Annotated in this window: 20 protein-coding genes; 4 read left to right on the forward strand and 16 right to left on the reverse strand. The window is 66.5% G+C overall.

Going from position 1 to position 22,346, the window contains the following annotated elements:
* Positions 1-66 precede the first annotated feature (66 nt).
* The 5 genes from E8F06_RS27440 to E8F06_RS27460 form a co-directional block, all read right to left on the reverse strand.
* Positions 67-837: a MetQ/NlpA family ABC transporter substrate-binding protein gene (locus tag E8F06_RS27440; RefSeq protein ID WP_280372321.1), complete on the reverse strand. Its 771-nt coding sequence runs from the start codon at positions 835-837 to the stop codon at positions 67-69.
* A gap of 94 nt (positions 838-931) precedes the next feature.
* Positions 932-1,597, reverse strand: coding sequence for a methionine ABC transporter permease (locus tag E8F06_RS27445; RefSeq protein WP_179057611.1), 666 nt, complete (start codon positions 1,595-1,597; stop codon positions 932-934).
* On the reverse strand, positions 1,594-2,967 hold the full coding sequence (locus E8F06_RS27450) for an LLM class flavin-dependent oxidoreductase (RefSeq protein WP_280372322.1): 1,374 nt from the start codon (positions 2,965-2,967) through the stop codon (positions 1,594-1,596). Before E8F06_RS27450 ends, E8F06_RS27445 begins: the two co-directional genes overlap by 4 nt.
* Before the next feature lie 10 nt (positions 2,968-2,977).
* The gene (locus tag E8F06_RS27455) at positions 2,978-4,201 is read right to left on the reverse strand and encodes an SfnB family sulfur acquisition oxidoreductase (protein ID WP_280372323.1); all 1,224 of its coding nucleotides are present in this window, start codon (positions 4,199-4,201) and stop codon (positions 2,978-2,980) included.
* A 193-nt stretch (positions 4,202-4,394) separates the two neighbouring features.
* Positions 4,395-5,153 (reverse strand): hypothetical protein, encoded by a 759-nt coding sequence (locus E8F06_RS27460; RefSeq protein WP_280372324.1) that lies wholly within the window; start codon positions 5,151-5,153, stop codon positions 4,395-4,397.
* Between the two features lie 468 nt (positions 5,154-5,621).
* On the opposite strand from E8F06_RS27460, the gene E8F06_RS27465 reads away from it, so the two are divergent.
* Positions 5,622-6,788, forward strand: a complete 1,167-nt coding sequence (locus tag E8F06_RS27465) for a CBS domain-containing protein (protein WP_280372325.1) — start codon at positions 5,622-5,624, stop codon at positions 6,786-6,788.
* 227 nt (positions 6,789-7,015) lie between these two features.
* On the opposite strand, the gene E8F06_RS27470 is transcribed toward E8F06_RS27465, so the two are convergent.
* The 6 genes from E8F06_RS27470 to E8F06_RS27495 form a co-directional block, all read right to left on the reverse strand.
* On the reverse strand, positions 7,016-7,876 hold the full coding sequence (locus E8F06_RS27470; RefSeq protein WP_280372326.1) for a LysR family transcriptional regulator: 861 nt from the start codon (positions 7,874-7,876) through the stop codon (positions 7,016-7,018).
* A gap of 190 nt (positions 7,877-8,066) precedes the next feature.
* On the reverse strand, positions 8,067-8,510 hold the full coding sequence (locus E8F06_RS27475; RefSeq protein WP_280372327.1) for a nuclear transport factor 2 family protein: 444 nt from the start codon (positions 8,508-8,510) through the stop codon (positions 8,067-8,069).
* A gap of 118 nt (positions 8,511-8,628) precedes the next feature.
* Positions 8,629-9,852, reverse strand: a complete 1,224-nt coding sequence (locus E8F06_RS27480; RefSeq protein ID WP_280372451.1) for an RNA polymerase sigma factor — start codon at positions 9,850-9,852, stop codon at positions 8,629-8,631.
* Positions 9,853-9,883: 31 nt separating this feature from the next.
* Entirely contained in the window at positions 9,884-10,261 is a 378-nt protein-coding gene (locus E8F06_RS27485; protein ID WP_280372328.1) for a YciI family protein, read from the reverse strand.
* 219 nt (positions 10,262-10,480) lie between these two features.
* Positions 10,481-11,008, reverse strand: coding sequence for an SRPBCC family protein (locus tag E8F06_RS27490; protein ID WP_280372329.1), 528 nt, complete (start codon positions 11,006-11,008; stop codon positions 10,481-10,483).
* Between the two features lie 62 nt (positions 11,009-11,070).
* Positions 11,071-11,961 carry a LysR family transcriptional regulator gene (locus E8F06_RS27495; RefSeq protein ID WP_280372330.1) on the reverse strand — a complete coding sequence of 297 codons (891 nt, stop codon included), beginning with the start codon at positions 11,959-11,961 and terminating at the stop codon, positions 11,071-11,073.
* 103 nt (positions 11,962-12,064) lie between these two features.
* Here E8F06_RS27495 and E8F06_RS27500 point away from each other — a divergent pair, with 103 nt between their 5' ends.
* Positions 12,065-12,763 (forward strand): CTP synthase, encoded by a 699-nt coding sequence (locus tag E8F06_RS27500; RefSeq protein ID WP_280372331.1) that lies wholly within the window; start codon positions 12,065-12,067, stop codon positions 12,761-12,763.
* Positions 12,760-13,080: an antibiotic biosynthesis monooxygenase gene (locus E8F06_RS27505; RefSeq protein WP_280372332.1), complete on the forward strand. Its 321-nt coding sequence runs from the start codon at positions 12,760-12,762 to the stop codon at positions 13,078-13,080. The genes E8F06_RS27500 and E8F06_RS27505 overlap by 4 nt, the downstream gene beginning before the upstream one ends.
* A gap of 9 nt (positions 13,081-13,089) precedes the next feature.
* On the opposite strand, the gene E8F06_RS27510 is transcribed toward E8F06_RS27505, so the two are convergent.
* The 3 genes from E8F06_RS27510 to ptsP are packed head-to-tail and all read right to left on the reverse strand — an operon-like array spanning position 13,090 to position 18,649.
* Positions 13,090-14,835: a fructose-specific PTS transporter subunit EIIC gene (locus E8F06_RS27510; RefSeq protein ID WP_280372333.1), complete on the reverse strand. Its 1,746-nt coding sequence runs from the start codon at positions 14,833-14,835 to the stop codon at positions 13,090-13,092.
* Positions 14,832-15,788, reverse strand: a complete 957-nt coding sequence (pfkB, locus tag E8F06_RS27515) for a 1-phosphofructokinase (protein WP_280372334.1) — start codon at positions 15,786-15,788, stop codon at positions 14,832-14,834. Before pfkB ends, E8F06_RS27510 begins: the two co-directional genes overlap by 4 nt.
* Entirely contained in the window at positions 15,788-18,649 is a 2,862-nt protein-coding gene (gene ptsP / locus E8F06_RS27520) for a phosphoenolpyruvate--protein phosphotransferase (protein ID WP_280372335.1), read from the reverse strand. The genes pfkB and ptsP overlap by 1 nt, the downstream gene beginning before the upstream one ends.
* A 203-nt stretch (positions 18,650-18,852) precedes the next feature.
* On the opposite strand from ptsP, the gene cra reads away from it, so the two are divergent.
* Entirely contained in the window at positions 18,853-19,833 is a 981-nt protein-coding gene (cra, locus tag E8F06_RS27525; RefSeq protein WP_280372336.1) for a catabolite repressor/activator, read from the forward strand.
* Between the two features lie 605 nt (positions 19,834-20,438).
* On the opposite strand, the gene E8F06_RS27530 is transcribed toward cra, so the two are convergent.
* Both E8F06_RS27530 and feaR read right to left on the reverse strand, forming a co-directional pair.
* Positions 20,439-21,215, reverse strand: coding sequence for an SDR family oxidoreductase (locus E8F06_RS27530; protein WP_280372337.1), 777 nt, complete (start codon positions 21,213-21,215; stop codon positions 20,439-20,441).
* 70 nt (positions 21,216-21,285) lie between these two features.
* Positions 21,286-22,236, reverse strand: a complete 951-nt coding sequence (gene feaR, locus E8F06_RS27535) for a transcriptional regulator FeaR (RefSeq protein WP_280372338.1) — start codon at positions 22,234-22,236, stop codon at positions 21,286-21,288.
* Between the last annotated feature and the right edge of the window lie 110 nt (positions 22,237-22,346).

Consider the following 22,346-nt stretch of genomic DNA (forward strand, 5'->3'; position numbering starts at 1 on the left):
CCCTCACCCCAGCCCTCTCCCCAAGGGAGAGGGGGTCATCCGAGCGAGAGGGGGGCAATGCGTGAGTCAGAACGCCGGGGCGATCTGGCCCTTGTAGCGGGTGACGATGAACTGGCGGACTTCCGGCGAGTTCAGGGCCTTGGCCAGCTTCTGCAGGCCCGGGTCCTGGAGGTTGTCCGGACGGGCGACGAGGAACTCGGCGTAGAGGTCCTTGCCCTTCTCGACGATCAGCGCGCTGTTGGTGTCGATGCCGGCTTCCAGTGCGTAGTTGGCGAAGACGAAGGCCAGGTCCACCTGGCTCACGGATCGGGCCAGCAGCGCACCTTCCAGTTCGCGGATCTTCAGCTTCTTCGGGTTCTCGGCGATGTCGCGCTGGGTGGCCAGGGTGTTGCTCGGGTCCTTGAGCTTGATCAGCCCGGCTTCGTGCAGCAGCACCAGGGCGCGGCCGGTGTTCACCGGGTCGTTGGGGATGGCGACGGAAGCGCCGTCTTTCAGTTCGTCGAGTTTCTTGATCTTGGTGGAGTAGGCGCCGAAGGGTTCGATGTGGATGCCCACCACCGGCACCAGGTTGGTGTGGCGGCTCTTGTTGAACTCATCGAGGAACGGCCGGTACTGGTAGTAGTTGGCGTCGAGGTTCTTCTCCGCCAGTTGCACGTTGGGCTGGATGAAGTCGGTGAAGACCTTGATGTCCAGGTCCACGCCTTCCTTGGCCAGGGTGGGTTTGACGAACTCGAGGATTTCCGCGTGGGGAACCGGAGTGGCGCCGACTACGAGCTTCTCGCCAGCTTGGGCTGAGAAGGCGACGACGGCGGCCAGAATGGCGATAGCCTTTTTCATTGCAAGTGCTCCTGGGCAGTATTGGGTTGGCCGTCGTGGGGTGAACGTGAGGCCTTGGGTGGGCAGCGAAAGCCGGCTGCCCTGCGGCGGGATTTCAGCGGCGGCTGTAGCGGATCACGAGGCGGTCGCCGCTCATTTGCAGCGCCTGCACCAGCAGGATCAGCAGGGCCACGGTGACCACCATCACGTCGGTCTGGAAACGCTGGTAGCCGAAGCGGATGGCGAGGTCGCCGAGGCCCCCGCCGCCGATCACGCCGGCCATGGCGGTGTAGTCCACCAGCACGATGGCGGTGACGGTCACGGCGGCGATCAGCCCGGTGCGGGCCTCCGGCAGCAGGGTGTGCCAGATGATCTGCCAGGTGCTGGCACCCATGGACTGGGTAGCCTCCACCAGTCCGCGGTCCACCTCGCGCAGCGCGGTTTCCACCAGCCGTGCGAAAAACGGGGTGCAGCCGGCCACCAGCGGCGGGATGGCCCCGGCGACGCCGAGGGACGTGCCGGTGAGCAGCGTGGTCAGCGGGATCATCACGATCAGCAGGATGATGAAAGGCAGCGAACGCAGCATGTTCACCACGGCCGAAGCGAAGCGGTAGAAACCGGGCTTCTCGTGCATCTGCTTCTTGCCAGTCAGGTAGAGCAGCACACCCAGCGGCAGGCCGAGCAACACGGTAAAGCCGAGCGCCAAGGCGAGCATGGTCAGGGTGTCGATGCAGGCCTGGCCGATTTCCACCCAGTCGAGGTTGGCGAGCAGCTCGTTCATCGCCCTGCCCTCTTGCGCAACTGCGCAGCCGGGTGCGGCTCGGCAAGACGGTCGCCCTCACCGAACAGCTTGTGGCGCAGGCTGCCGTCTTCGTAGTCGCGCTTGAACAAGCCGCGCGCCTGCAACTCGGGCACCAGCAGGTCAACGATATCCACAAAGGTTTCCGGCGCGACGATGCTGGACAGGTTGAAGCCGTCCACGTCGGTCTCTTCCACCCAGGCCTGCAACTCGTCGGCCACGCTTTGCGGCGACCCCACCAGCAACGGGCCGTCGCCACCCAGGGCGCAGTAGTCGGCGATCTCGGCAGTGGTCCAGGTACGGCTCGGGTCCGCCGCGGTGAAGGCATCCACCGCCGACTGGATTGCGTTGCTCTCGACCTGACGCAACACCTGATCCGGCGCGTACTGGCCAAAGTCGATGCCGGTCCAGCCGGACATCAGCGTCAGGGCGCCGTCATGACTGGCGAACTCGCGGTACTCGCGCCATTTCGCCTGGGCCTCAGCATCAGTGGGAGCGACGATGACGGTGAGCTGGTTGAACACCTTGATGTCGCTGCCCTTGCGGCCCGCCAGCTCGGCCTGGCGACGCAGGTCCGCCACCTGGTTGCGCAGGATGTGGCGGGTGGGCGCGGCGACAAACACGCACTCGGCATTGCCAGCAGCGAAGGCCTTGCCACGGCTGGAGGCGCCGGCCTGGTAGAGCACCGGCGTGCGCTGCGGCGATGGTTCGCTGAGGTGGAAGCCGGGCACCTCGAAGTGCGCGCCCTTGTGCGCAATGGGGTGCACCTTGGCCGGGTCCGCATAGACACCACGCTCGGTGTCGGCGACCACTGCGTCCTCATCCCAGCTGGCCTCCCAGAGCTTGTAGCAGACCTCCAGGTATTCCCCGGCCAGGGCATAGCGCTGCTCATGGTTGAGCTGCTGCTTGAGACCGATATTGCGTGCGCCGCTTTCCAGGTAGGAGGTGACGATGTTCCAGCCGGCACGGCCGCCGGTGAGGTGGTCCAGCGTGCTCATGCGCCGGGCGAACGGGTATGGGTGTTCGAAGGACACCGAAGCGGTGACGCCGAAACCCAGGTGCCGGGTGGCGGCGGCCATGGCCGGCACCAGCAGCAGCGGGTCGTTCACCGGCACCTGGGCGGCATTGCGCAGGGCCTGCTCCGGGCCACCCTGGTAGACGTCGTAGACACCCAGCACGTCGGCGAGGAACAGGCCGTCAATCTTGCCGCGTTCCAGGGTTTGCGCCAGCTCGATCCAGTAGTGGATGTCGGTGTAGCGCCGCGCCTGATCGCGCGGGTGGCGCCAGAGGCCGGGGGACAGGTGGCCCACGGCGTTCATGGCAAAGGCGTTGAGGCGGATCTGCTTGCTCATGTCGCGCGCCTCAGGACCAGTCGTGACGCGGCGGCTTCACGCCGTTGAGCAGCCAGTTGCCGACCACGTGGTACTTCCAGCGCACCGGGTCGTGCAGCGTGTGCACGCGGGCATTGCGCCAGTGACGATCATGGTTGTGGCGCGCCAGCGTGGAGCGGGTGCCACCCAGTTCGAACAGCTTGTTGGAGGCTTCGATGGCGATTTCGGTGGTCAGCACCTTCGCCTTGGCCACGGCAACCGAAGCGGCGGCCACATTGTCCTCGTCCGGTGCAGGGCGAGCGGCGTCCATCACCTTACCGGCACGTTCCAGCAGCGCTTCGGCGGCCTCCAGGCGAATGCCCAGGTTGCCCACCTGGATGATGGTCAGCGGGTCCTCGCTGGCCTTCTCCACCCCGGCATCGATCCAGGGGCGGGCGTGCTCACGGACGAAGGCGATGGTGTCGCGCAGGGCCGCACGGGCGATCCCGGCATCGATGGCAGCGGTGGTGATCTGGGCGAACGGGCCGGCCAGGGTCGGGCTCTCGTAGGAGCGGTAGGTGGGGAACAGGTTCGCCGACGGCAAGCGCAGATCCTCGGCCAGCACCGAGCCGCTGGAGGTGTTGCGCTGGCCAATGCTGGACCAGTCGTCGACGATCACCAGTCCTTCGCTGCCGCGCGGGACGAAGGCCAGCTGGGCCTTGTCGTCCTCGTCCACGGCCAGCACCGCCAGCCAGTGGGCATAGAGCGAGCCGGTGCAGTAGCCCTTGCGACCGTTGATGACATGGGCGTCCCCCTTGCGACGGATGCGGGTCTGGATGTCCTGCACGTTCTTGCCGCCGGTTTCCGACAGCGCATTGGCAAAGCGGTTGCCCTTCAGCGCCAGGCCGAAGAAGAAGCGCTTCTGCTCATAGGTGCCTTGCAGGCGGATGTCTTCCAGCAGGCAGTAGTGGTTCTGCGGAATCTGTCCGAGGGAGGCGTCGGCGGCCGAGATGATGGCGATCACTTCGGCCAGGGTGGCGTAGCTCACCTCGGCGCCGCCGAACACCTTGGGCACGGTGATGCCCCAGAGACCGCTATTGGAAAACACGTCCACCACTTCCGAGGGGACCTGGCGGGTGCGATCGCGCTCGGCATCACCCTCCAGCAGGAAGGCTGCGACGCGATGGGCCACTTCTATGGCCTGGGCATCGCTACGGATGATCTGGGCGTCGGGGATACCGATGGGGTACTGGGCGGAAATCGGGGATTGCGACATGGGGCTCTCTGCACTGCTGTTTCGCCGCGAACAGTCGCGACCTTGCTTGCAGAGGGATAAAGCAGCACCCGTGCCAGTTTTGTTTTTCCTTATAAATCAATGGCTTGATAATTTTAATCAACAGCCAGGCCTGAATTAAGCAGGCAACTTGCTGGTCAGGTGTTGCTGGAGCAACACCTGACCTTGTCTGACTTCAGGTCAGTTGCGCTGCGCTTTCGTCGGAGCGGGTACGGGCAGTGCCGCGCATGGCGACCACCACCATCACCAGCAACACCGCAGCCAGGATCGCGGAAGAGCCGACAGTGCCAAAGCCCAGCCCGCCCTTGTCCGGCATCTTGGTCAGCACATCACCGAGGGTTGCACCGAAGGGCCGGGTCAGGACGAAGGCGATCCAGAACAGCGCCACCGGGGAAATTTTCGTGACATAGCGGGCCACCGCCACCACGGCGATCAGGCTACCCACCAGCAAGGCCCCTCCGGCAAAACCCAGGCCGGAGTCATCCGCCAGGTAATCGCCCAGTGCTGTCCCCAGAGTGTTGGAGAAGAGGATGGCTACCCAATAGAAGAGTTCGCCCTTGCGGCTGGCGATACGTTCCACCGACAGGGAGCCTTCGCTGAAGCGCCAGACCGCGAAAACCGTCAGCAGGATGCCGATCAGGATTGCCGAACCGGTGGCATAACCCAGCCCCAGCGTGCGATCCATGAAGTCCGACATGGTGGTGCCGGCAGTGCTTGTGGCGAGGATCACCAGCCAGTAGAGCCCCGGGTTGTAGCGACGGGACATCAGTTGCCCGGTCAGGGCGATCAGAAAGAGGCTGAACAGAATCAGCGAGCTCATGGCGTAACCGACGTCGAGTGTCATGGACAGCAAGTCGCCGGCTGTTTCCCCCAAGGTCGTGGCGCAAATCTTCATCACCCAGAAAGCCAGGGTGATCTGAGGCAATTTGTTCATTGGTGTGGCTCCTGAATCCAAGGATGGGCCGCCGCCAGCCCTCCACCTATCCCCCAGCGGTACGGCTGTCTCCAGCGAGCAGGCATCTGCCTGCGAGCCAACCCTAAGCAGCGGCAGGTGAAAAAGGAGTCAAGAATTCATCACGAGAACGTTCAGCGTCTCATTTGGAATGCCGCGCCTTTAATCAGGTTTTATTGCACTTAAGCTGCAATAACATTCATTAGCCCGCTATTCAGGCATCCCTTAGCATTCCCGCCATCCCCGACGCCCGGCCCGGCGAGGGTCTGCATGAGCAGCCCCCTCCGAGGAACCGTGCGCGAGAAAAAGACGTTTCCATATCCAAGGATGGAGCCCCCACTTCGGTGGGATTGAGAGGACCAGGGGCCTGTACGAAAAGCCGTCCGGCTTCGGCACTTTCCGTACAGCGCCTCCGGCCTCTCCCTTTATCAACTGCCTAGTGTCATGCCCATGCCCCAGAACCCTTTGCGTCTCTGGCTGCAACGCCTGCTGCCGGACGCCAGCAACGCCCCTCCCCGGGAGTGGCTGCGCGCCGCCATTGGCGGCTGCATCGCCGTTTTCCTCGCCGCGCTGGTGTGCAGCCAGCTCTACGGTACCGACCTGGCCTTGCGCCTGATCGCGCCGTTCTCCGCCTCCGCGCTGCTGCTGTTCGCTGTTACCTCCAGCCCAGTTGCCCAGCCCTGGCCGGTGGTCGCCGGCAACGTGCTGGCGGCAGCCATCGGCTTGCTGGTCAGCCACTGGGGCCTGCCCCCGTTGGCCACCGCCGCAACCGCCTTCGGCCTGGCCCTGGTGGGCATGCAGGCCCTGCGTTGCCTGCACCCGCCCAGCTGCGCCATCGCCCTGGGGGCTGCGCTCGGTGGACCGGTCTTCTCCGCGCTGGGTTGGCATCTGCTGTTGCCGGTTCTGCTGGGTTCAGTGGTACTGGTGAACACCGCACTGCTGTTCAACAACCTCAGTGGCGTCCCCTACCCACGCAAACTCGCGCATCCGGCCGCCGGCCCGCACCTGACCGCCGACCCGTTGCCGAGCGAGCGCAACGGCATCGCCGAGGTTGACCTGGACCGGGCCCTGTCCGAGTTCGGCAGCTTCGTCGACGTGACCCGCGATGACCTCCAGCGCCTGCTCCAGCTCACCGAAAAGCATGCATTGCGCCGCACCATGGGTGACCTGCGGGCGGCACGGATCATGTCCCGCGACCTGCGCACCATCGCGCCCGATGCACCGGTCAGCGAAGCCTGGAAACTGCTCGATCGGCACCACCTGAAAGCCCTGCCGGTGCTGGATGACAAGCAGCACCTGGTGGGCATCCTGACCCTCTCCGACCTGCTCGGCCACGCCGCCAGTGCCGCACCACGCAGTCTCGCCGACCGTTTCCGTGTGCGCCGCGAAGCGCCGGTGTCACGCCTGATGACCCGCCCGGTGCGCTGCGTGACCGTGGATACGCCGGTGGTTGAACTGGTGTCGCTGCTGTCCGACCAGGGCCTGCATTGCCTGCCGGTGCTGGACGACGGCGGCCGCGTGGTGGGCATCGTCAGCCAGAGCGACCTGATCGCCGCGCTCTACCGCAACTGGCTGCAGGACCTGCACCAGCAACCGGCGTTGCAGCTGGCGAGTTGACCTGTAGGAGCGAGGGGGACGCCGAGTTCTTGCTCGCGAACAGTTCGAGCGCGATCTTTCGCGAGCAAGCTCGCTCCTACAATCGAAACCCAAGGCTCAGACCGGGTCCCAGTCCGTGGATGTGGCGGGCGGCGTTCCGCTAGAGCGCAGCGAAACCCATCGCCCCCGAAATGATGGGTTTCGTACCTCTACCCATCCTACGATGTGCTGATCGCGACCATTGCGACTCAGATCGGGTCCCAGCGCCGGGACCAGTCGATGTCCTCGGCCACGACTTCCCGCAGCAGGTCGATGGCCTGGCGCAAGGCTGGGGAATCCTTCTCGCGGGAATAGACCAGGTAGGTGGGATAGGTGAACTCCGGCGCCTTCTCCACCCGTTCCAGCTCGCCGTTTTCCAGGTGCCCCTGCACCACGCGAGCGCGGAAGTAGCCAGAGCCGCCGCATTGCAGGATGTAATGCAGGGCCAACGGGCCGAGGTTGGTGGCCAGCACGGCGCTGGCCTTGTCCGGGAGCGCGGCGTCGTGGCGCTGGCGGAATTCCGGCCCCCAGTCGTTGTAGATGTAAGGCTCGGGATTGGTCGTCGAACGCACCTGGATCAGCTTTTCCTCCATCAGCAGTTCCACCTGCAGGCCCGGCCAGTAATCGGGGCGGTAGACCAGCGCGGCATCCAGCAGACCGCTCTGTAGCTGCTGCTGCAGATGGCCGGCCTCGCCGACCTCCGCGCGCACGGCGTGGGACGGCATGCGTTCACGCAGGCGGATCACCCAACTGAGCACCAGCGGACTGCACAGGCTCACCTCGCCGCCGAGGTTGAGCACGTCGCGGTAGCCCTCCGGCAACGGCAGGTCGCGCCGCGCCGCCTCCCAGGTCTCCACCAGTTTGTTGGCGTAGGCAACGAACACCTCGCCGTCGGCGGTCAGCCGCGCTCCGGCGCGGTTGCGCACGAAGAGCCGGCAATCCAGTTGCTGCTCCAGGTTCTGCACCCGCGCGGTGATGGTGGTCTGGGTGACGTGCAGGCGCTCGGCGGCGGCGACGAAGCTGCCGGTGCGGACGATCTCCAGGAAGGTACGCGCCAGGTCGATATCCATGGGCTTGCTCGGGTGCTGAAAGGTTGGCCGAGTTTACCGGCTGACGCGTCGTGTCGTGTGTAGGAGCGAGGGGGACGCCGAGTTCTTGCTCGCGAAAAGATCGTGCACGGACTGTTCGCGAGCAAGCTCGCTCCTACGTGTCCCGGTCCGTGGCTGAAGCCCACCCTACGGGCCGCAACCGCGTCCGGGGTCAGGGCTGGAGATCGAACAGGGCGTTGCCGCTTTCCATATCGAAGGGCGCGGAGAAGTGCTCGTGGACGATCTTCCACGTGCCGCCGCGCTTGACGTAGCCCTGGGTGCCGCGCATCCAGCTGGTCTTCACCACGCCGTCCTGCTCGCCGCCGCAACGGATCAGGCAGTGCACGAAGGCCACGCTGGTATCGGCGTGGATAGTCGGCTCGGCGGGTTCGAAAATGCCGTCGCCGGCGCACAACTCCATGCAATAACGCCAGTGCTGGCCGTAGGCGTCGAGGCCCTTGAACTGCAACTTGAGGATGGCGTCGTAGGCGATCACGTCGTCCGCGTAACAGGCCAGGATCGCGTCCACATTCTTGGCACGGGCGGCCCTCAGCCATTGGTTGAAGACTTCGTGCACTTCCAGTTCGGTGGTGGCCTTCAAGGTTTCGCTGCTCATGGTACGTCTCCAGGTTTTCGCCAGGGCTGCACCGGCTGCATGCCGGTGGATTCACCTCTGGTCGAGGGCCGTCATCCGGCTTCGACATCCGTTTCGCCACGACCGACGAACGGTGCCGTCACGCCTCCAGTTCACGCAGGCGCTTCTCGATGAAGCGCCGCTCGGGTTCCTGCCGCACCAGCGCCAATGCGCTGTGATAGGCCGCCCGCGCTTCGTCCTTGCGCCCAAGGCGCCGGCAGAAGTCGGCCCGGGCGGCATGGGCCAGGTGGTAGTCACGCAATTCGCCGCTTTCCAGCAAGGCATCCACCTCCGCCAGGCCCGCTTCCGGCCCGTCATGCATGGCGACCGCCACGGCGCGATTGAGGGTCACCACCGGCGACGGCACGAGGCGTTGGAGGACGTCGTAGAGGCCGACGATCTGCCCCCAGTCGGTGCTCGCGGCATCCGGTGCCTGGGCATGCACGGCGGAAATGGCGGCCTGCAACAGGTAGACACCGACGCGCCGGCTGGCCAGCGCCTGGGTCACCAGGGCCAGGCCTTCGGCGATCTGTGCCCGGTCCCACAGGGTGCGGTCCTGCTCGTCCAGCAGGATCAGTTCGCCGTCCGCGTTGGCACGGGCGGTGCGGCGCGAGTCGTGCAACAGCATCAGCGCCAGCAGGCCCATCACTTCCGGGTCCGGCAACAGTTCCAGCAGCAGCCGCGCCAGGCGGATGGCCTCGGCGGAGAGGTCGGTTCGGGTCAGGGAATCCCCGGAGGTGGCCGAGTAGCCTTCGTTGAACACCAGGTAGATGACCCGCAGGACGTTATCCAGCCGCTCCGGTAGTTCGGCGAGGGCCGGCACCTGATAGGGGATGCGCGCATCGCGGATCTTCGCCTTGGCCCGCACGATGCGCTGGGCGATGGTGGACGGGGTGCTGAGGAAGGCGCGGGCGATTTCCTCGGTTTTCAGGTCGCAGACCTCACGCAGGGTCAGCGGCACCTGGGCGTCGGCCGGCAACGCCGGGTGGCAGCAGGTGAAGATCAGCCGCAGGCGGTCATCCTCCACATCCTCACCCTCCTCGAAGGCGCTGGCGGCCTCTTCCAGTTCGGCCACCAGGTGACGCTTCGACGCGTCGAAGCGGGCGCGCCGGCGCAGGCTGTCGATGGCCTTGAAGCGACCCGCCGACACCAGCCAGGCGCGCGGGTTGGCGGGAATGCCATCCCGCGGCCATTGCTGCACCGCAGCGATGAAGGCGTCGTGCAGGGCTTCCTCGGCCAGGTCGAAATCCCCCAGGAGGCGGATCAGCGTGGCGAGGACACGGCGCGAGTCACTGCGGTAGATCGACTCGACCCGCTGGCGCAGCTCGGCCTCGTCCATCAGGCCCTCCCAGGCATCACGAGGCGACGCCCAGGGTCGGCCGCACTTCGGGTTCGCGTACCGGGCGCACTTCGATGCAACCCAGGCGGGCCGGCGGAATCTTCGAGGCGATCTGCAGGGCTTCATTGAGATCGCGGGCTTCGATCAGGTAGAAGCCGCCAAGTTGCTCCTTGGTTTCCGCGAAGGGCCCGTCGGTCATGGACACCCGCCCGCCCTGGATGCGCAGGGTGGTGGCGGCGCGTACCGATTCCAGGGCATTGGATGCCAGGTAATGGCCGCTGGCGGTGAGTTGCTCGGTGTAGTCCACGCATTCGCCGGCGATGGCCTGGTAATCGGCATCGGTCAGGGTGGCGAGCTTGGCTTCTTCGATATAGATCAGGCACAGGTATTTCATGATGGGTTCCTCGGGTGGCTGCGGGGTACTGACACCCATTGGTCGTTCGGCCGCGTCGGGAATCGACAAGGCCGGCGGAAAATTCCTTTCTTCATCAGGATTGACCATGCCCTGTGGGCGCGAATTCATTCACGAATGAACTCGCGCCCACAGGAAAGGGATCAGGATAGCCCCGCTCCGTCACCTTGCCCGTCGAGGGGCCGAGCGGTCCGTTTCAGGCTACTTCTCGGCGGCGGCCTTGAGGTTGTTCAGGCCCTGGTCGAACTTGCTGCCCACCATGTCATCCATGTCGAAGAACACCTGCATCAGCCGGTGGGTGTAGGGCGAAGGCCCGTACATGGCCCAGGTGACCTGGGTGCCGCCGCCGTGGGGTTGGAGGACGAATTCGGCGGTGTTGTGGGCCTCGAAGGGCATCTGGAAGTCCAGCTTGATCTCCACCTTGGATACCGGCTCGCTCTGAGTGATTTCCATGCGCCCGGTGCCTACCTCGTTGTTGCCCTGCCAGGCATAGGCGGCGCCCACGCCTTCCTTCGGTCCGCTGTAGTTGCGCTTGAGGGCGGGGTCGATCTTTTCCCAGGGTGACCAGGCCGTCCACTGACGGAAGTCGTTGATCAGCGGGAAGACCTTTTCCGGCGGCGCGGCAATGGTGGTCGTACGCTCGATGCGGAAGTGATCCGGGCTGATTGCGGCGTATCCCAGCACGCCGAGTAACGCGACGACGATGATGACGAGGATGGCTTTGACCATGGCGCCCTCCAGGGGCTTGCAGGCAGGTGGACTGGCACTTCGGCAGTACTGCCAGAACAAGGTTAGCCGCTCTGAGCAGCGGTGCTCGGCAGCCTGATGTGACGCCCCAGCTCTTCGAACAGGGTGGTGACCGAGCGCAACGCGCGGCAGTCCGGACGGGTCAGCAGCCAGAGGGCACTGGTACAGCCAGGCAAGTCTTTTTCCAGCACCTTGAGCCCCTTTTCACCACGCACCAGAAACTCCGGCAGCGCCGCCACACCGAGGCCCGCGCGTACGAGTTGCACCACCGACAGTGTGCTGTTGCAGCGATAGGCCGGTTGCACCTCGGGGTGATGCTGGCGCCGCCAGACCACGCTGGGGTGGTTGGGCAGGAAGTCGTCCGGGGCTATCCAGGCCATTTTCGCCGGGTCGGTTTCGGACGAACGAACCAGGTAGCTGTCCGCCGCGCAGAGCACGTAGGGCACGGCCCCCAGGCAGCGTCCCACAAGATGGCCGGGCGGCGCGGTGGTCAGGCGCAAGGCGACATCGGCGTCGCGCCGGCTGAGGTTGGCGAAGTCGTTGGAAGTGGTCAGCTCCAGTTCCAGCGCCGGGTAGGCGGGCATGAAGCGCGCCAGGGCGGGCAGCAGCAGGCCATGGAGGACGGCGTCGGTGCAGGTCAGGCGCAGGGTGCCGCTGACGGCCTCGCGGCCCTGCTCCAGTCCCAGGCGTGCGGCCTCCAGCGCCCGTTCCGCCAGTTCGGCCTGTTGCGCCAGCAGTTGCGCCGCGGCATTGGGCACATAGCCGGCGCGGCTCTTCTCGAACAGCACACTGCCAAGCGCTTTTTCCAGACGCCGCAGGGATCGGAACACGGTGGAAACGTCCACCTTGAGCAGCTCGGCGGCGCGCGCCAGGGTGCCGCCACGGACCAGCGCCAGCACCAGGGACAGGTCCGAGTGATCGATTTCGTATTGCATCAACGCAATCCCGCCTTGCCAAATCGCCAATATTGATTGCTTCAGCGCAACTATATAGTCCACTGGAACCGGCGCAATCCGCGCCACTCATCGGAGGACAGAGATGAAGCAACTGCGCATCGGCCTGGTTGGCGACAGGGACGACAGCATCACCGCCCACCGCGCCATTCCGCGCGCCCTGGATCTCGCGGCCCAAGCGACCGGGAGGGCGGTGCAGGGCATCTGGCTGGCGACGGACGACCTCGGTGAAACCCGCTTCGACGACTTCCACGGCCTCTGGTGCGTCCCCGGCAGCCCCTACCGCAACACCGAAGGCGCCCTGGGTGCCATCACCCATGCGCGGCGCACTGCCCTGCCCTTCCTCGGCACCTGCGGCGGTTTCCAGCACGCGCTGCTGGAATATGCGCGCAACGTGCTTGGCTGGGCCGATGCCGAACACGCTGAAACCGCTCCCGATGCCCAGCGTGCGGTGATCAGCCCCCTGCCCTGCGCCCTGCGGGAAACCCTGGAGCGCATCCAGCTACTCGCCAACTCGCGCCTGGCCGCGGCCTATGGCGCGCCTGAAGCCTTCGAGGGCTACCACTGCGGATATGGCCTGAATCCGGCCTTTCGCGAAGCGCTCACCCAGGGGCCGCTGCGGGTCGCGGCCACCGACGCCGCCGGTGCGGTCAGGGCGGTGGAGCTGGAGGACCATCCGTTCTTCGTCGCCACCCTGTTCCAACCGGAACGCGCCGCACTGATCGGCCGCCTGCCACCGCTGGTCGCGGCCTTCGTCAACGCCTGCCAGGAGCACGGCCAATGATCGCCCGCACGCCCGAGCCGCCCTACTACGCGGTGATCTTCACCTCCCTGCGCAGCGACACCGAGCAGGACTACGCCGCCACCGCCGAACGCATGCTGGAACTGGCGCGGGAGCAACCGGGCTTCCTCGGCGTGGAATCGGCCCGTGGTGCCGACGGGTTGGGGATAACGGTGTCGTACTGGCGCGATGAGGAGTCCATCCGCACCTGGCGCGTCCAGGCCGAGCACCGGGAAGCGCAGCGGCGTGGGCGGGCCGAGTGGTATCGGGCATTCCGTACCCGGGTGGCCTATGTCGAGCGCGACTACGGGCTGGAGTGAGGCCCCTGCTCAGGCGGCCCGCTGCGACTCCAGCACCAGCTCCTGCTCACCACCGCGCTTGAGCGCGGCGTAGATCACCCCGGTCACCAGGCTGCCGGCAACTATGGCCAGCAGGTAGAGCAAGGCGTGGTTGATGGCGTTGGGGATCAGCAACACGAACAGGCCGCCGTGGGGCGCCATCAGCTTGCAGCCGAAGTACATGGACAGCGCGCCGGTCAGGGCACCGCCGGCGATGCTGGCCGGGATCACCCGCAGCGGGTCCTTGGCGGCGAAGGGAATCGCGCCTTCGGAAATGAAGCACAGCCCCAGCACCAGCGCCGCCTTGCCGGCTTCACGTTCGCTCTGGGCGAACTTGCGGCGCATCAGCAGGGTGGCGATGCCCATGCCGATGGGCGGCACCATGCCAGCAGCCATGGTAGCGGCCATCGGCGCGTAGCTCTGGGAGGCCAGCAGGCCCACGGAGAACGCGTAGGCCGCCTTGTTGATGGGGCCGCCGAGGTCCACGCACATCATCCCGCCCAGCAGCAGACCCAGGAGGATGGCGTTGGAGGTGCCCATGTTGTCGAGGAAGTGGGTAAGGCTGGCGAGCATGCCGGCCACCGGCTTGCCCACCACGTAGATCATCACCAGACCAGTGAACAGGCTGGAGAGCAGCGGGATGATCAGGATCGGCTTCAGCGCCTCGACGCTCTGCGGCAGGTTCAGGTGGCGGTTGATGGCGCGTGCCGAGTAACCGGCGAGAAAGCCAGCGATGATGCCGCCGATGAAGCCCGCGCCGAGGGTGCTGGCCAGCAGCCCGCCGATCATGCCCGGCGCAAGGCCAGGCCGGTCGGCGATGGAATAGGCGATGTAGCCGGCCAGCAACGGCACCATCAGCTTGAACGCCGCCTCACCGCCGATCTGCATCAGCGCGGCGGCCAGGGTGCCCTCCTCCTTGAATGCCTCGATACCGAAGACGAAGGACAGGGCGATCAGCAAGCCTCCCGCCACCACCATCGGCAGCATGTAGGAAACCCCGGTGAGCAGGTGCTTGTAGGCGCCCTTGGGTTCAGCCTTGGCCTTGCCGGCCTGGCTGTCGCCACCGGCCTTCGCGTCCAGCAACTGGCCCTCGTTGAGGGCGCGCTGGAGGGTCGCCTCGGCGTGCTTGAGGGCGACGCCGGTGCCGCAGCGGAACACTCTCCTGCCAACGAAACGGGCGGTGTCCACCTCGATATCAGTGGCCAGCAACACCACATCGGCGGCAGCGATAGCGTCGGGGCTCAACGGGTCGCGTGCGCCCACCGAGCCCTGGGTTTCCACCTGCAGGTCCATCCCCAGGCGTTGGGCCGCCTGTTTCAAGGCTTCGGCAGCCATGAAGGTGTGGGCCACGCCGGTTGGGCAGGCGGTGACCGCAACGACGCGCGGCCGGGCAGCTGAAACAACTGCGGGCACAGCCGGCTCAGCCTGCTGCTCACGGGCCTCGACGGCAGCGCGCAGGAGGAAGGCTTCGCTGTCGCGCAGGGCCTCGCCAGGACTGGCGATGAACAGGCGCTTGCCGGCGAAGCGCGAGAGGTCCAGCGCGCCACTCTTCACCACCAGCACCCAGTCGGCAGCCTCCAGGGTGGCGGCGGACAGCGCGTTCTCCGGATGTTGCGGGTCCACGATTTCGACGCTGGTGCTCCAGCCCAGGCGCTGGGCGGCGGCATCCAGCAAGCGTGCGCAGAGCACGCTGGTGACCATGCCATTGGGGCAGGCGGTGACTATGGCGAGTTTCATCGGGACACCTCTTGTTGTTCTGGCAGCGCCTGGACCGCGACGGCGCCTTCGAGCTGTTGCAGTTGCGCGGCATCAAGGATGCCGAAGCCCACCTGGGTCACCGCCTGCGCGGCGATAGCGGTGGCGTGGCGCAAGGTGCGCTCGGCCGCCCAGCCGCTGAGCAGGCCATGGACCATGCCGGCCAGCAGGGAATCGCCCGCGCCTACGGTGCTGGCCACGGCCACCCGCGGCGGCTGGGCATGCAGGGCGAGACCGGGGCCGAACCAGTTCACGCCAGCGGCCCCCTGGGAAATGACGATCTGCTCGATCCCTTGCGCCTGGAGCCGGTGGGCCTCTTCGCGCTGGGAGGCAATGTCATGCACAGCCCGGCCACGGAGTTCGCCCAGCTCATCGGTGTTCGGCTTGATCAGCCAGGGCGCGGCGAGCAGGCCGGCGCGCAGCGCCTCGCCGCTGGTGTCCAGCGCCACCTTCAGGCCGAGGCGCTTGAGCCGGGTGATCAGTTCGGCGAGATAGCCCGGCGCAACGCCACGGGGCAGGCTGCCGGCCACCACCGCCAGGTCATGGCCCGGCGCAACGCTGTCCAGCCGAGCCATCAGCTCATTCTGGGCAGCGGTATCGATCACTGGGCCGGGGCCGTTGATATCGGTGATGCGCCCATCCGCTTCCGCCAGCTTGATATTGCTGCGGGTTTCGCCCGGCACACGGACGAAGGCATCGACGAAGCCGCGCCGGGCGAACAGCGTTTCGAAGGCTTCGGCGTTGTCCGCGCCCAGGAAGCCCGAGACGCTGAGGCTGTGGCCAAGGTCCGCCAGCACCTGGGCGACGTTCACGCCCTTGCCGGCGGCATGGCTGACCTGGGCCAGGCTGCGGTTGACCTGGCCTGGCTCCAGGCGGTCGAGGCGCAGAGTCAGGTCCAGGGCGGGGTTCAGGGTAAGGGTGAGAATGCGAGCCATCAGAAGCGCTCCGCCAGTTCGCGCACGGCAGCCGCGCTTTCCAGGGTCAGGGCGTCCTGGGCCAGCTCGCGGGCGGCGCTGAGGCTGAACTCACGCACCCGTGCCTTGACCTCGGCAATGCCACCGGCAGACAGGCTCAATTCGTCCACCCCCAGGCCCACCAGCAGCGGCACCGCCAGCGGGTCGCCGGCCAGTTCGCCGCAGACGCCCACCCATTTGCCCTGGGCATGGGCCGCGCGCACGGTGAGGTCGATCAGCTGCAGCACCGCCGGATGCAGGCCATCGGCCTGGGCGGACAGCGTCGGGTGGCCACGGTCGATGGCCATGCAGTACTGGGTCAGGTCGTTGGTGCCGATGCTGAAGAAGTCCACTTCGCGGGCCAGTACGGGGGCGATCAGCGCGGCGGACGGCACCTCGACCATGATCCCCAGCTGCAGGTCCGCCTGGGGAATTTCGCCTGCCACCTTCAATGCCATGTCGCGCGCCTGGCGCCACTCGTCGACCGTGCCGACCATGGGGAACATGATGCGCAGCGGCCGGCCCTGGCTGGCCTGCATCAGCGCGCGCAACTGGGTTTCCATCAGGTGTGGGCGCTGCAGGGTCAGGCGCACGCCGCGTACGCCGAGGAAGGGGTTTTCCTCTTCCGCGACCGGCCAGTAGGGCAAGGGTTTGTCGCCGCCGACGTCCAGGGTGCGGGCCACCAGTGGGCGGCCGTCCAGGGCGTCGAACACGCGCCGGTACTCGGTCTCCTGGGTGGCCAGGTCCGGCGCCTGCGGGAGAGACATGAAGATGAACTCGGTACGCAGCAGGCCCACGCCTTCAGCTCCCTGGGCCACCGCCTTGGCCGCACCCGCGCTGTCGCCCAGGTTGGCGCAGATCTCCACCCGATGACCGTCACGGGTCAGGGCCGGTTCCAGCTTGTGGGTATCGGCCAGTTGCAGCCGGCGCTGCCGGCTTTCCTGCTCCTGGTGGGCACGTTGCAGTTGCCCTTCATCCGGGCAGACGACCAGGCGACCACGCTGGCCGTCCAGCAGCAGCGGCGTGCGCGCTTCCAGCAGCAGCACGCCGGCCCCGGCCCCCACCAGCGCGGGAATGCCCAGGGCGCGGGCGACGATGGCGCTGTGGGAGGTAGCCCCGCCACGGGCGGTGAGGATGCCGGCGACGCGGTTGCGATCCAGGCGTGCTACGTCCGAGGGCGCCATTTCGTCCATCACCAGGATGTAGGGCTCGTCCGGTTCGGGAGCCTCTTCCACGCCGCAGAGCTGGGCCAGCACACGACGGCCGATATCCCGCAGGTCGGCGGCGCGCTCGGCCAGCAGGGCGTCGTGCAGGCCTTCCTGCTGGGTGGCGGCGCTCTCCACCACCGCCATCCAGGCGGCGGCCGCGCTTTCGCCCTGTTTCAGGCGGGCGTCCACTTCGTCGCCCAGTTCCGGGTCGGCGAGCATTTCCAGGTGGGTGATGAAGATGTCGCGAATGGCTTTTGCCTCGCTGCGCAGCACCAGGCCCTCGATGTCGACGCGCACATGGCCGATGGCCTGTTGCAGGCGCTCACGCTCGAAACCGGGGGACTCGCCACGCAGCGGATAGTCGAATTCCTTGCGCAGGTGGATATGCGCCGGCCCCACCGCGATGCCGGGTGCCGCGGGCACCGCCTGGAGCTGGCTGCCGGCGGCTGGCGCGGTGGGGGCCGGGGTTTCGCACAACTCTTGCGACACAGCCGCATCGGCAGTCGGCAAGGGTTCGACCTCCTCGCCCAACCCCTGCTCGATGGCGGCCTTGAGCGCCGGCAACGCGGCATCGGCGATGGCCGGCTCGGCGAGCAGTTCGATCACCTGGCCACGACGAACACCCAGGCCCAGCAGCTTGCTCAGGCTCTTGGCGGACACGGCAGCGACAGCGCTGTCCGCCACCCGCAGGCGGATCTCGCCGTCGAAGGTCTTGGCCAGTTGCACCAGTTCCTTGGCCGGACGCGCGTGCAGGCCATGGGCATTGGCCAGCACCAGGCGCAGGCTGGGCCAGTCGGGCTGGACCTCGCCGCCGAGGGCTTCGAGCACCGCGCGACGCTGCGTGGCGCGGGCCAGCTCACGGCCACGGCCCTCGATCAGCAAGGCGCACAGGCGCTCCAGCAGGGCCAGGTGGGCATCGCCCAGGCTGGCCAGGCAGAACAGGCCGTTGAGGGGCTGGTCGAGGTAGCGCAGGGGCTTTTCCGGGGTCAGGTAGGCAAGGCCGGGGCGTTGCACCGCCTGGTCGCTGTGCAGCCACCAGAGGCCATCGCCCAGCGGCAGCGGCTCGCCCTGCAGCAGGGCGGCGGCAAAGCTGCCCCCCACGCATTCGGCACGGCGCAGCAGGCGGCCGCCCTGCAGAACCAGCTCGTCGTAGTCCTCCACCGGTACACCGAGGCCGATCAACTGGTCGTCCAGCGCCAACTCCTGAGGGGCGCTCTGCAGCAGCTTGAGGATGTCATCCGGGGTTTCGGCGCGGCGCAGTTCGCTGCCGAGGTCTGCCTCACCCAGGGCACGGGTGAGGACCTGCAACAGGCGCAGGTGTTCGTCGGACCGGGCGGCGATACCGATGGCGAGGTAGACGATCTGCTCGCCGCCCCAGTCCACACCGTCTGGGAACTGCATCAGGCGCACGCCGGTGGTGATCACCAGGTCGCGGGTCTGCGGCGTGCCGTGGGGAATGGCAATGCCCTGGCCGAGGAAGGTGCTGCCCTGGGCTTCGCGTGCTTCAAGGCCGGCGAGGTAACCCGGCGTTACCAGGCCGTCACCCTCCAGCAGCTCCGCCAGCAGGCGCAACGCGGACGCCTTGTCCGCCGCCACCAGGCCCATGGAAATCTGCCCTGCGGTCAGTTCGAGCATCGCATCACCTCTCCGGGCCTTGCGCCCTTCTTATCGTTGTCACCTGCCATCAGCAGCGTTTCCAATCGTCGTCCCGATTGGCAAAAGCGTAGACAGAACGCTTGCTGAATCGTTTCACTAAACTGAGCAAGCACGTTACTCGATAATCTTCGATTCTTGAAGCCCGCCCGATGAAACACATACGCATAACAGGAGTCGTCAACTTGAAGCTCAGCGATATCGCCCGCCTGGCCGGTGTTTCGGTGACCACCGCCAGCTACGTGATCAACGGCAAGGCCGAGCAGAAACGCATCAGCCCGGCGACCGTGGAGCGCGTACAGGCGGTGGTCGACGAGCATGGTTTCAAGCCCAACCCGCAGGCCGCCGGCCTGCGCAGCCGGCAGACACGCACCCTGGGCTTCATCCTTCCGGACCTGGAAAACCCCAGCTATGCCCGTCTGGCCAAACTGCTGGAACAGGGCGCGCGGGCGCGGGGCTACCAGTTGCTGATCGCCAGCTCCGACGACGAGCCGGACAGCGAGCGGCAATTGCTCAAGCTGTTCCGTGCGCGCCGCTGCGACGCGTTGATCGTCGCCAGCTGCCTTCCGCCGGAGGACGACAGCCTGGAACAACTGCTGGACGAAGGCCTGCCGGTGATCGCCGTCGACCGGGTGCGCAATCCGCAACGCTTCTGCACGGTGGTCAGCGATGACCGCCAGGCCAGCCAGCAACTCACCCGCAGCCTGCTGGAACCCAGGCCGCGTCGCGTCGCCCTGCTCGGCGCGCGTCCAGACCTGCCCATCAGCGCCGAGCGCAGCGCGGGCTTTCACGACGCCCTGCAAGGACTCGGGTGCGAGGCGCTGGAACTCCAGGGCGAAGAGTTCAGCCGCGAGTGCGGCCGGCGCCTGATGGGCGACCTGCTGCAACGAGGTGAGCTGCCGGATGTGCTGATCACCACCGCCTACGTGCTGCTGGCCGGCGTGCTCGACGCCCTGCGCGAGCACGGCGACTGGCCTCTGCGGATGCGCGTGGGCACTTTCGGCGACACGCAGTTGCTGGACTTCCTGCCCCTGCCGGTGAATTCCATGTACCAGCAGCATGAGCTGATCGCCGAACAGGTGCTGGGGCTGGCCCTGGCAGCGGTGGAACAGGCGCGCTACGAACCCGGCGTGCGCGGTGTGGCGCGCCGGCTAAAGGAGCGCTGAAGGCTTTGGCTATTTCTGTGTGGAGTGTTGCAAGAAAGTCCTGAGCCAGGCTGCTTGCCGAGTTCTGCGGATGTTTCTGGTTTCGCCTTCCCAGGCGAGTCCCTTTCTCAAACGCCAGAAAGGAACCAAAGGGCTTGCCCCTGCATCCGGGTCCGGCTTCGCCGGACTTCCCTCCCTCCATCGTTGCGCCGGGGGCACGGCGAGAGGGGCCATCCATGGCCCCACACGCCTCTCGCGGCATCCATGCCGCTCGTCGCCCTCTGCAACGATTCCGCTCGGCCTCCTGAAGGGGCGGAGTCGCTGCCCCACCTCGGTTGCTCAGTTTCAGGCCGCAAGCTGCTTCAGGATTGTTTGGACCTCGCCGGCGCGAGTCACCCCTCTCCTCTTCAGGGGTGAAGAGGCACGCTTTCGGAAGCACCGCTTCCGGTGCCGATGAACGCCTGAGCGCGAAGCGATCAGGCCGGGGCGCAGAGCGGGGGCGGGGGTGAGGGCTATACCAGGCTGGCGCGGAGTCGGGGAAAACCCTCGCTAGAAAGATCGCTTCAACATTGCAACAGCCGACGCCAGAGGAGCCAATGCGTTGACACCACGCCCTGCCTCCATCCTCAAACCGACGAAAAACAGTTATCCACAAAGAGGTGCGCCCCGCTGACAAAGGACGCCTCGTCCGACGCCAGGAACAGCGCGGCACGCGCCACTTCCTCCGGCTCGCACAAGCGCCCCTGCTGCGCAGCAATGGCAGCCTCGCTGGCATCCACACCCATCGCCTGCAGTTCCTTCATCTCGCGAATGCCGTGGGCCGTGCGGATGAAGCCCGGCGCGACGGCGTTGCAACGGATGCCACGATCCCGGAACTCGACGGCGATGGCCCTGGCGAACATCTGGCAGGCGCCTTTGGTGGCGTTGTAGACCACCTCGCCGGGCGTGGCGTACTCCGCCGAGATGGACGAGGTGCAGATGATGCTGCCCTTACCCTTGGCCAGCATCTGCGGGAGTACGGCGCGGGTCATCAGGTACATGCTCTTGACGTTGACCGCCATCAGCCAGTCCCACTCGTCCTCCTCGACATCAAGAAAGGGTTTCACGATCAGCGTGCCGGCGTGATTGAACAGCACATCCGCGCCACCGAACGCGGCCTCCCCCGCCGCCACCGCCGACCGCACCTGGTCGGCACGGGAAACATCGGCCCCCACGCCAATCGCCTCTCCGCCATCTGCCTTGATCTGCCTGACCACTTCCATGGCGGCATCGGCATTACGGTCGACTATCACCACCCTGGCGCCCTCGGCGGCGAACAGCCGGCTGGCGGCTTCGCCACAACCACCCGCACCGCCGCTGATGATGGCGACCTTGTTGAGCAGGCGCTGACCTTGAGCGTGCATGGCGTACACCTCGCGACGATGGGGGCTGTCAAACCAGCCTAGCCCACAACCGCAGCGGTTACGGGCAGCGTCAGCCCGCGAACGCGCTGGCTCGGTAATCCCGCGGCGACTGCTCGAAATGCTTCTTGAAGGTGCGGCTGAAATGCGCCGAATCGGTAAAGCCCCAGCGGAAGGCGATGTCGGTGATGGACTCGTTGCGCAGGCGCGGGTTGGCCAGGTCGGCGGCGCTGCGCTTGAGGCGGGCGCGCTGGATGAAACGGCAGACGCTGTCGCCCTGGTCCTCGAACAGTCGGTAGAGCTGGCGTACGGAGATGTTCAGTTGCCTGGCCAAGGCCAACGGCGTCAGGCCGGGCTCCGAAAGCGACTGGTCGATCAGTTGCTGGGCCAGGCTGCGCATGCCGGCATTGTGGGAGCCGTCGAGTTCGCTGGTGGTCTGCCCGGCCCGTTGCCGCAGGGTCGGCGCCAGCAGGGCGATCAGCGCTTCCTGAAGGGCATCACCCTCCTCCAGGCCGGCGCAATGATCCAGCTCGCCGCCACAGATCTGTTCCACCAGGGTGCGCAGGACACGGCCGCTGGCGCAGTGCTGGGAGAGCTTGCCGAACGTCGGCCGCCCCTCCGGCATATGGCGGCAGACGTCTTCGCGGGACAGGTGGAAAGAGGCGTGCTCGATCAGGCCATGGGGGAGAATTTCGCAGGCGCGGGCCGAATCCATCAGGGCCATTTCGCCGGGGCCGAGCTCGACGCTTTCACCGTTCTGGCGCAATTCGGCACGGCCGCTGCGCTGGACGATGAGGAAGCAGTGACGGTCGTCATCCTGGTCGATGGACGTGCGCTGGCGGCTGATCGACCCCGCATTGGTGCGGATCTGCGCCACTTCCAGGCCAGAGAGGTCCTGGCGGGCAATCTCGCCGATGAACAGGCCGTGACCCAATGCAGGGCGCGACTCGAATCGGCCGCAGACGCCCCGCAATGAACGGAGCCAGGAATCGAAATCAGGGGAGCGGACAGCTTGTGCAACCATCGGAAACCTCCGGATCGGGCTGACGCCACATTGTTTTTATGGCGACATTATTAACATGTTATCTATTTGCCCGACAAGGAAGCTGCCAGGCCCGAATAGATCGTTAATGC

It is taken from the genome of Pseudomonas sp. BN411, assembly GCF_029871235.1.
GTDB lineage: Bacteria > Pseudomonadota > Gammaproteobacteria > Pseudomonadales > Pseudomonadaceae > Metapseudomonas.

Coding starts and splice junctions, on each gene's coding strand:
- E8F06_RS27445 (WP_179057611.1), bottom strand. CDS start 1,597: ATGAACGAGCTGCTCGCCAACCTCGACTGGGTGGAAATCGGCCAGGCC.
- E8F06_RS27500 (WP_280372331.1), top strand. CDS start 12,065: ATGAAGCAACTGCGCATCGGCCTGGTTGGCGACAGGGACGACAGCATC.
- E8F06_RS27475 (WP_280372327.1), bottom strand. CDS start 8,510: ATGAGCAGCGAAACCTTGAAGGCCACCACCGAACTGGAAGTGCACGAA.
- E8F06_RS27485 (WP_280372328.1), bottom strand. CDS start 10,261: ATGAAATACCTGTGCCTGATCTATATCGAAGAAGCCAAGCTCGCCACC.
- E8F06_RS27490 (WP_280372329.1), bottom strand. CDS start 11,008: ATGGTCAAAGCCATCCTCGTCATCATCGTCGTCGCGTTACTCGGCGTG.
- feaR (WP_280372338.1), bottom strand. CDS start 22,236: ATGGTTGCACAAGCTGTCCGCTCCCCTGATTTCGATTCCTGGCTCCGT.
- E8F06_RS27440 (WP_280372321.1), bottom strand. CDS start 837: ATGAAAAAGGCTATCGCCATTCTGGCCGCCGTCGTCGCCTTCTCAGCC.
- E8F06_RS27455 (WP_280372323.1), bottom strand. CDS start 4,201: ATGTCGCAATCCCCGATTTCCGCCCAGTACCCCATCGGTATCCCCGAC.
- E8F06_RS27510 (WP_280372333.1), bottom strand. CDS start 14,835: ATGAAACTCGCCATAGTCACCGCCTGCCCCAATGGCATGGTCACCAGC.
- E8F06_RS27465 (WP_280372325.1), top strand. CDS start 5,622: ATGCCCCAGAACCCTTTGCGTCTCTGGCTGCAACGCCTGCTGCCGGAC.
- ptsP (WP_280372335.1), bottom strand. CDS start 18,649: ATGCTCGAACTGACCGCAGGGCAGATTTCCATGGGCCTGGTGGCGGCG.
- E8F06_RS27460 (WP_280372324.1), bottom strand. CDS start 5,153: ATGAACAAATTGCCTCAGATCACCCTGGCTTTCTGGGTGATGAAGATT.
- pfkB (WP_280372334.1), bottom strand. CDS start 15,788: ATGGCTCGCATTCTCACCCTTACCCTGAACCCCGCCCTGGACCTGACT.
- E8F06_RS27505 (WP_280372332.1), top strand. CDS start 12,760: ATGATCGCCCGCACGCCCGAGCCGCCCTACTACGCGGTGATCTTCACC.
- E8F06_RS27495 (WP_280372330.1), bottom strand. CDS start 11,961: ATGCAATACGAAATCGATCACTCGGACCTGTCCCTGGTGCTGGCGCTG.
- E8F06_RS27530 (WP_280372337.1), bottom strand. CDS start 21,215: ATGCACGCTCAAGGTCAGCGCCTGCTCAACAAGGTCGCCATCATCAGC.
- E8F06_RS27470 (WP_280372326.1), bottom strand. CDS start 7,876: ATGGATATCGACCTGGCGCGTACCTTCCTGGAGATCGTCCGCACCGGC.
- E8F06_RS27450 (WP_280372322.1), bottom strand. CDS start 2,967: ATGAGCAAGCAGATCCGCCTCAACGCCTTTGCCATGAACGCCGTGGGC.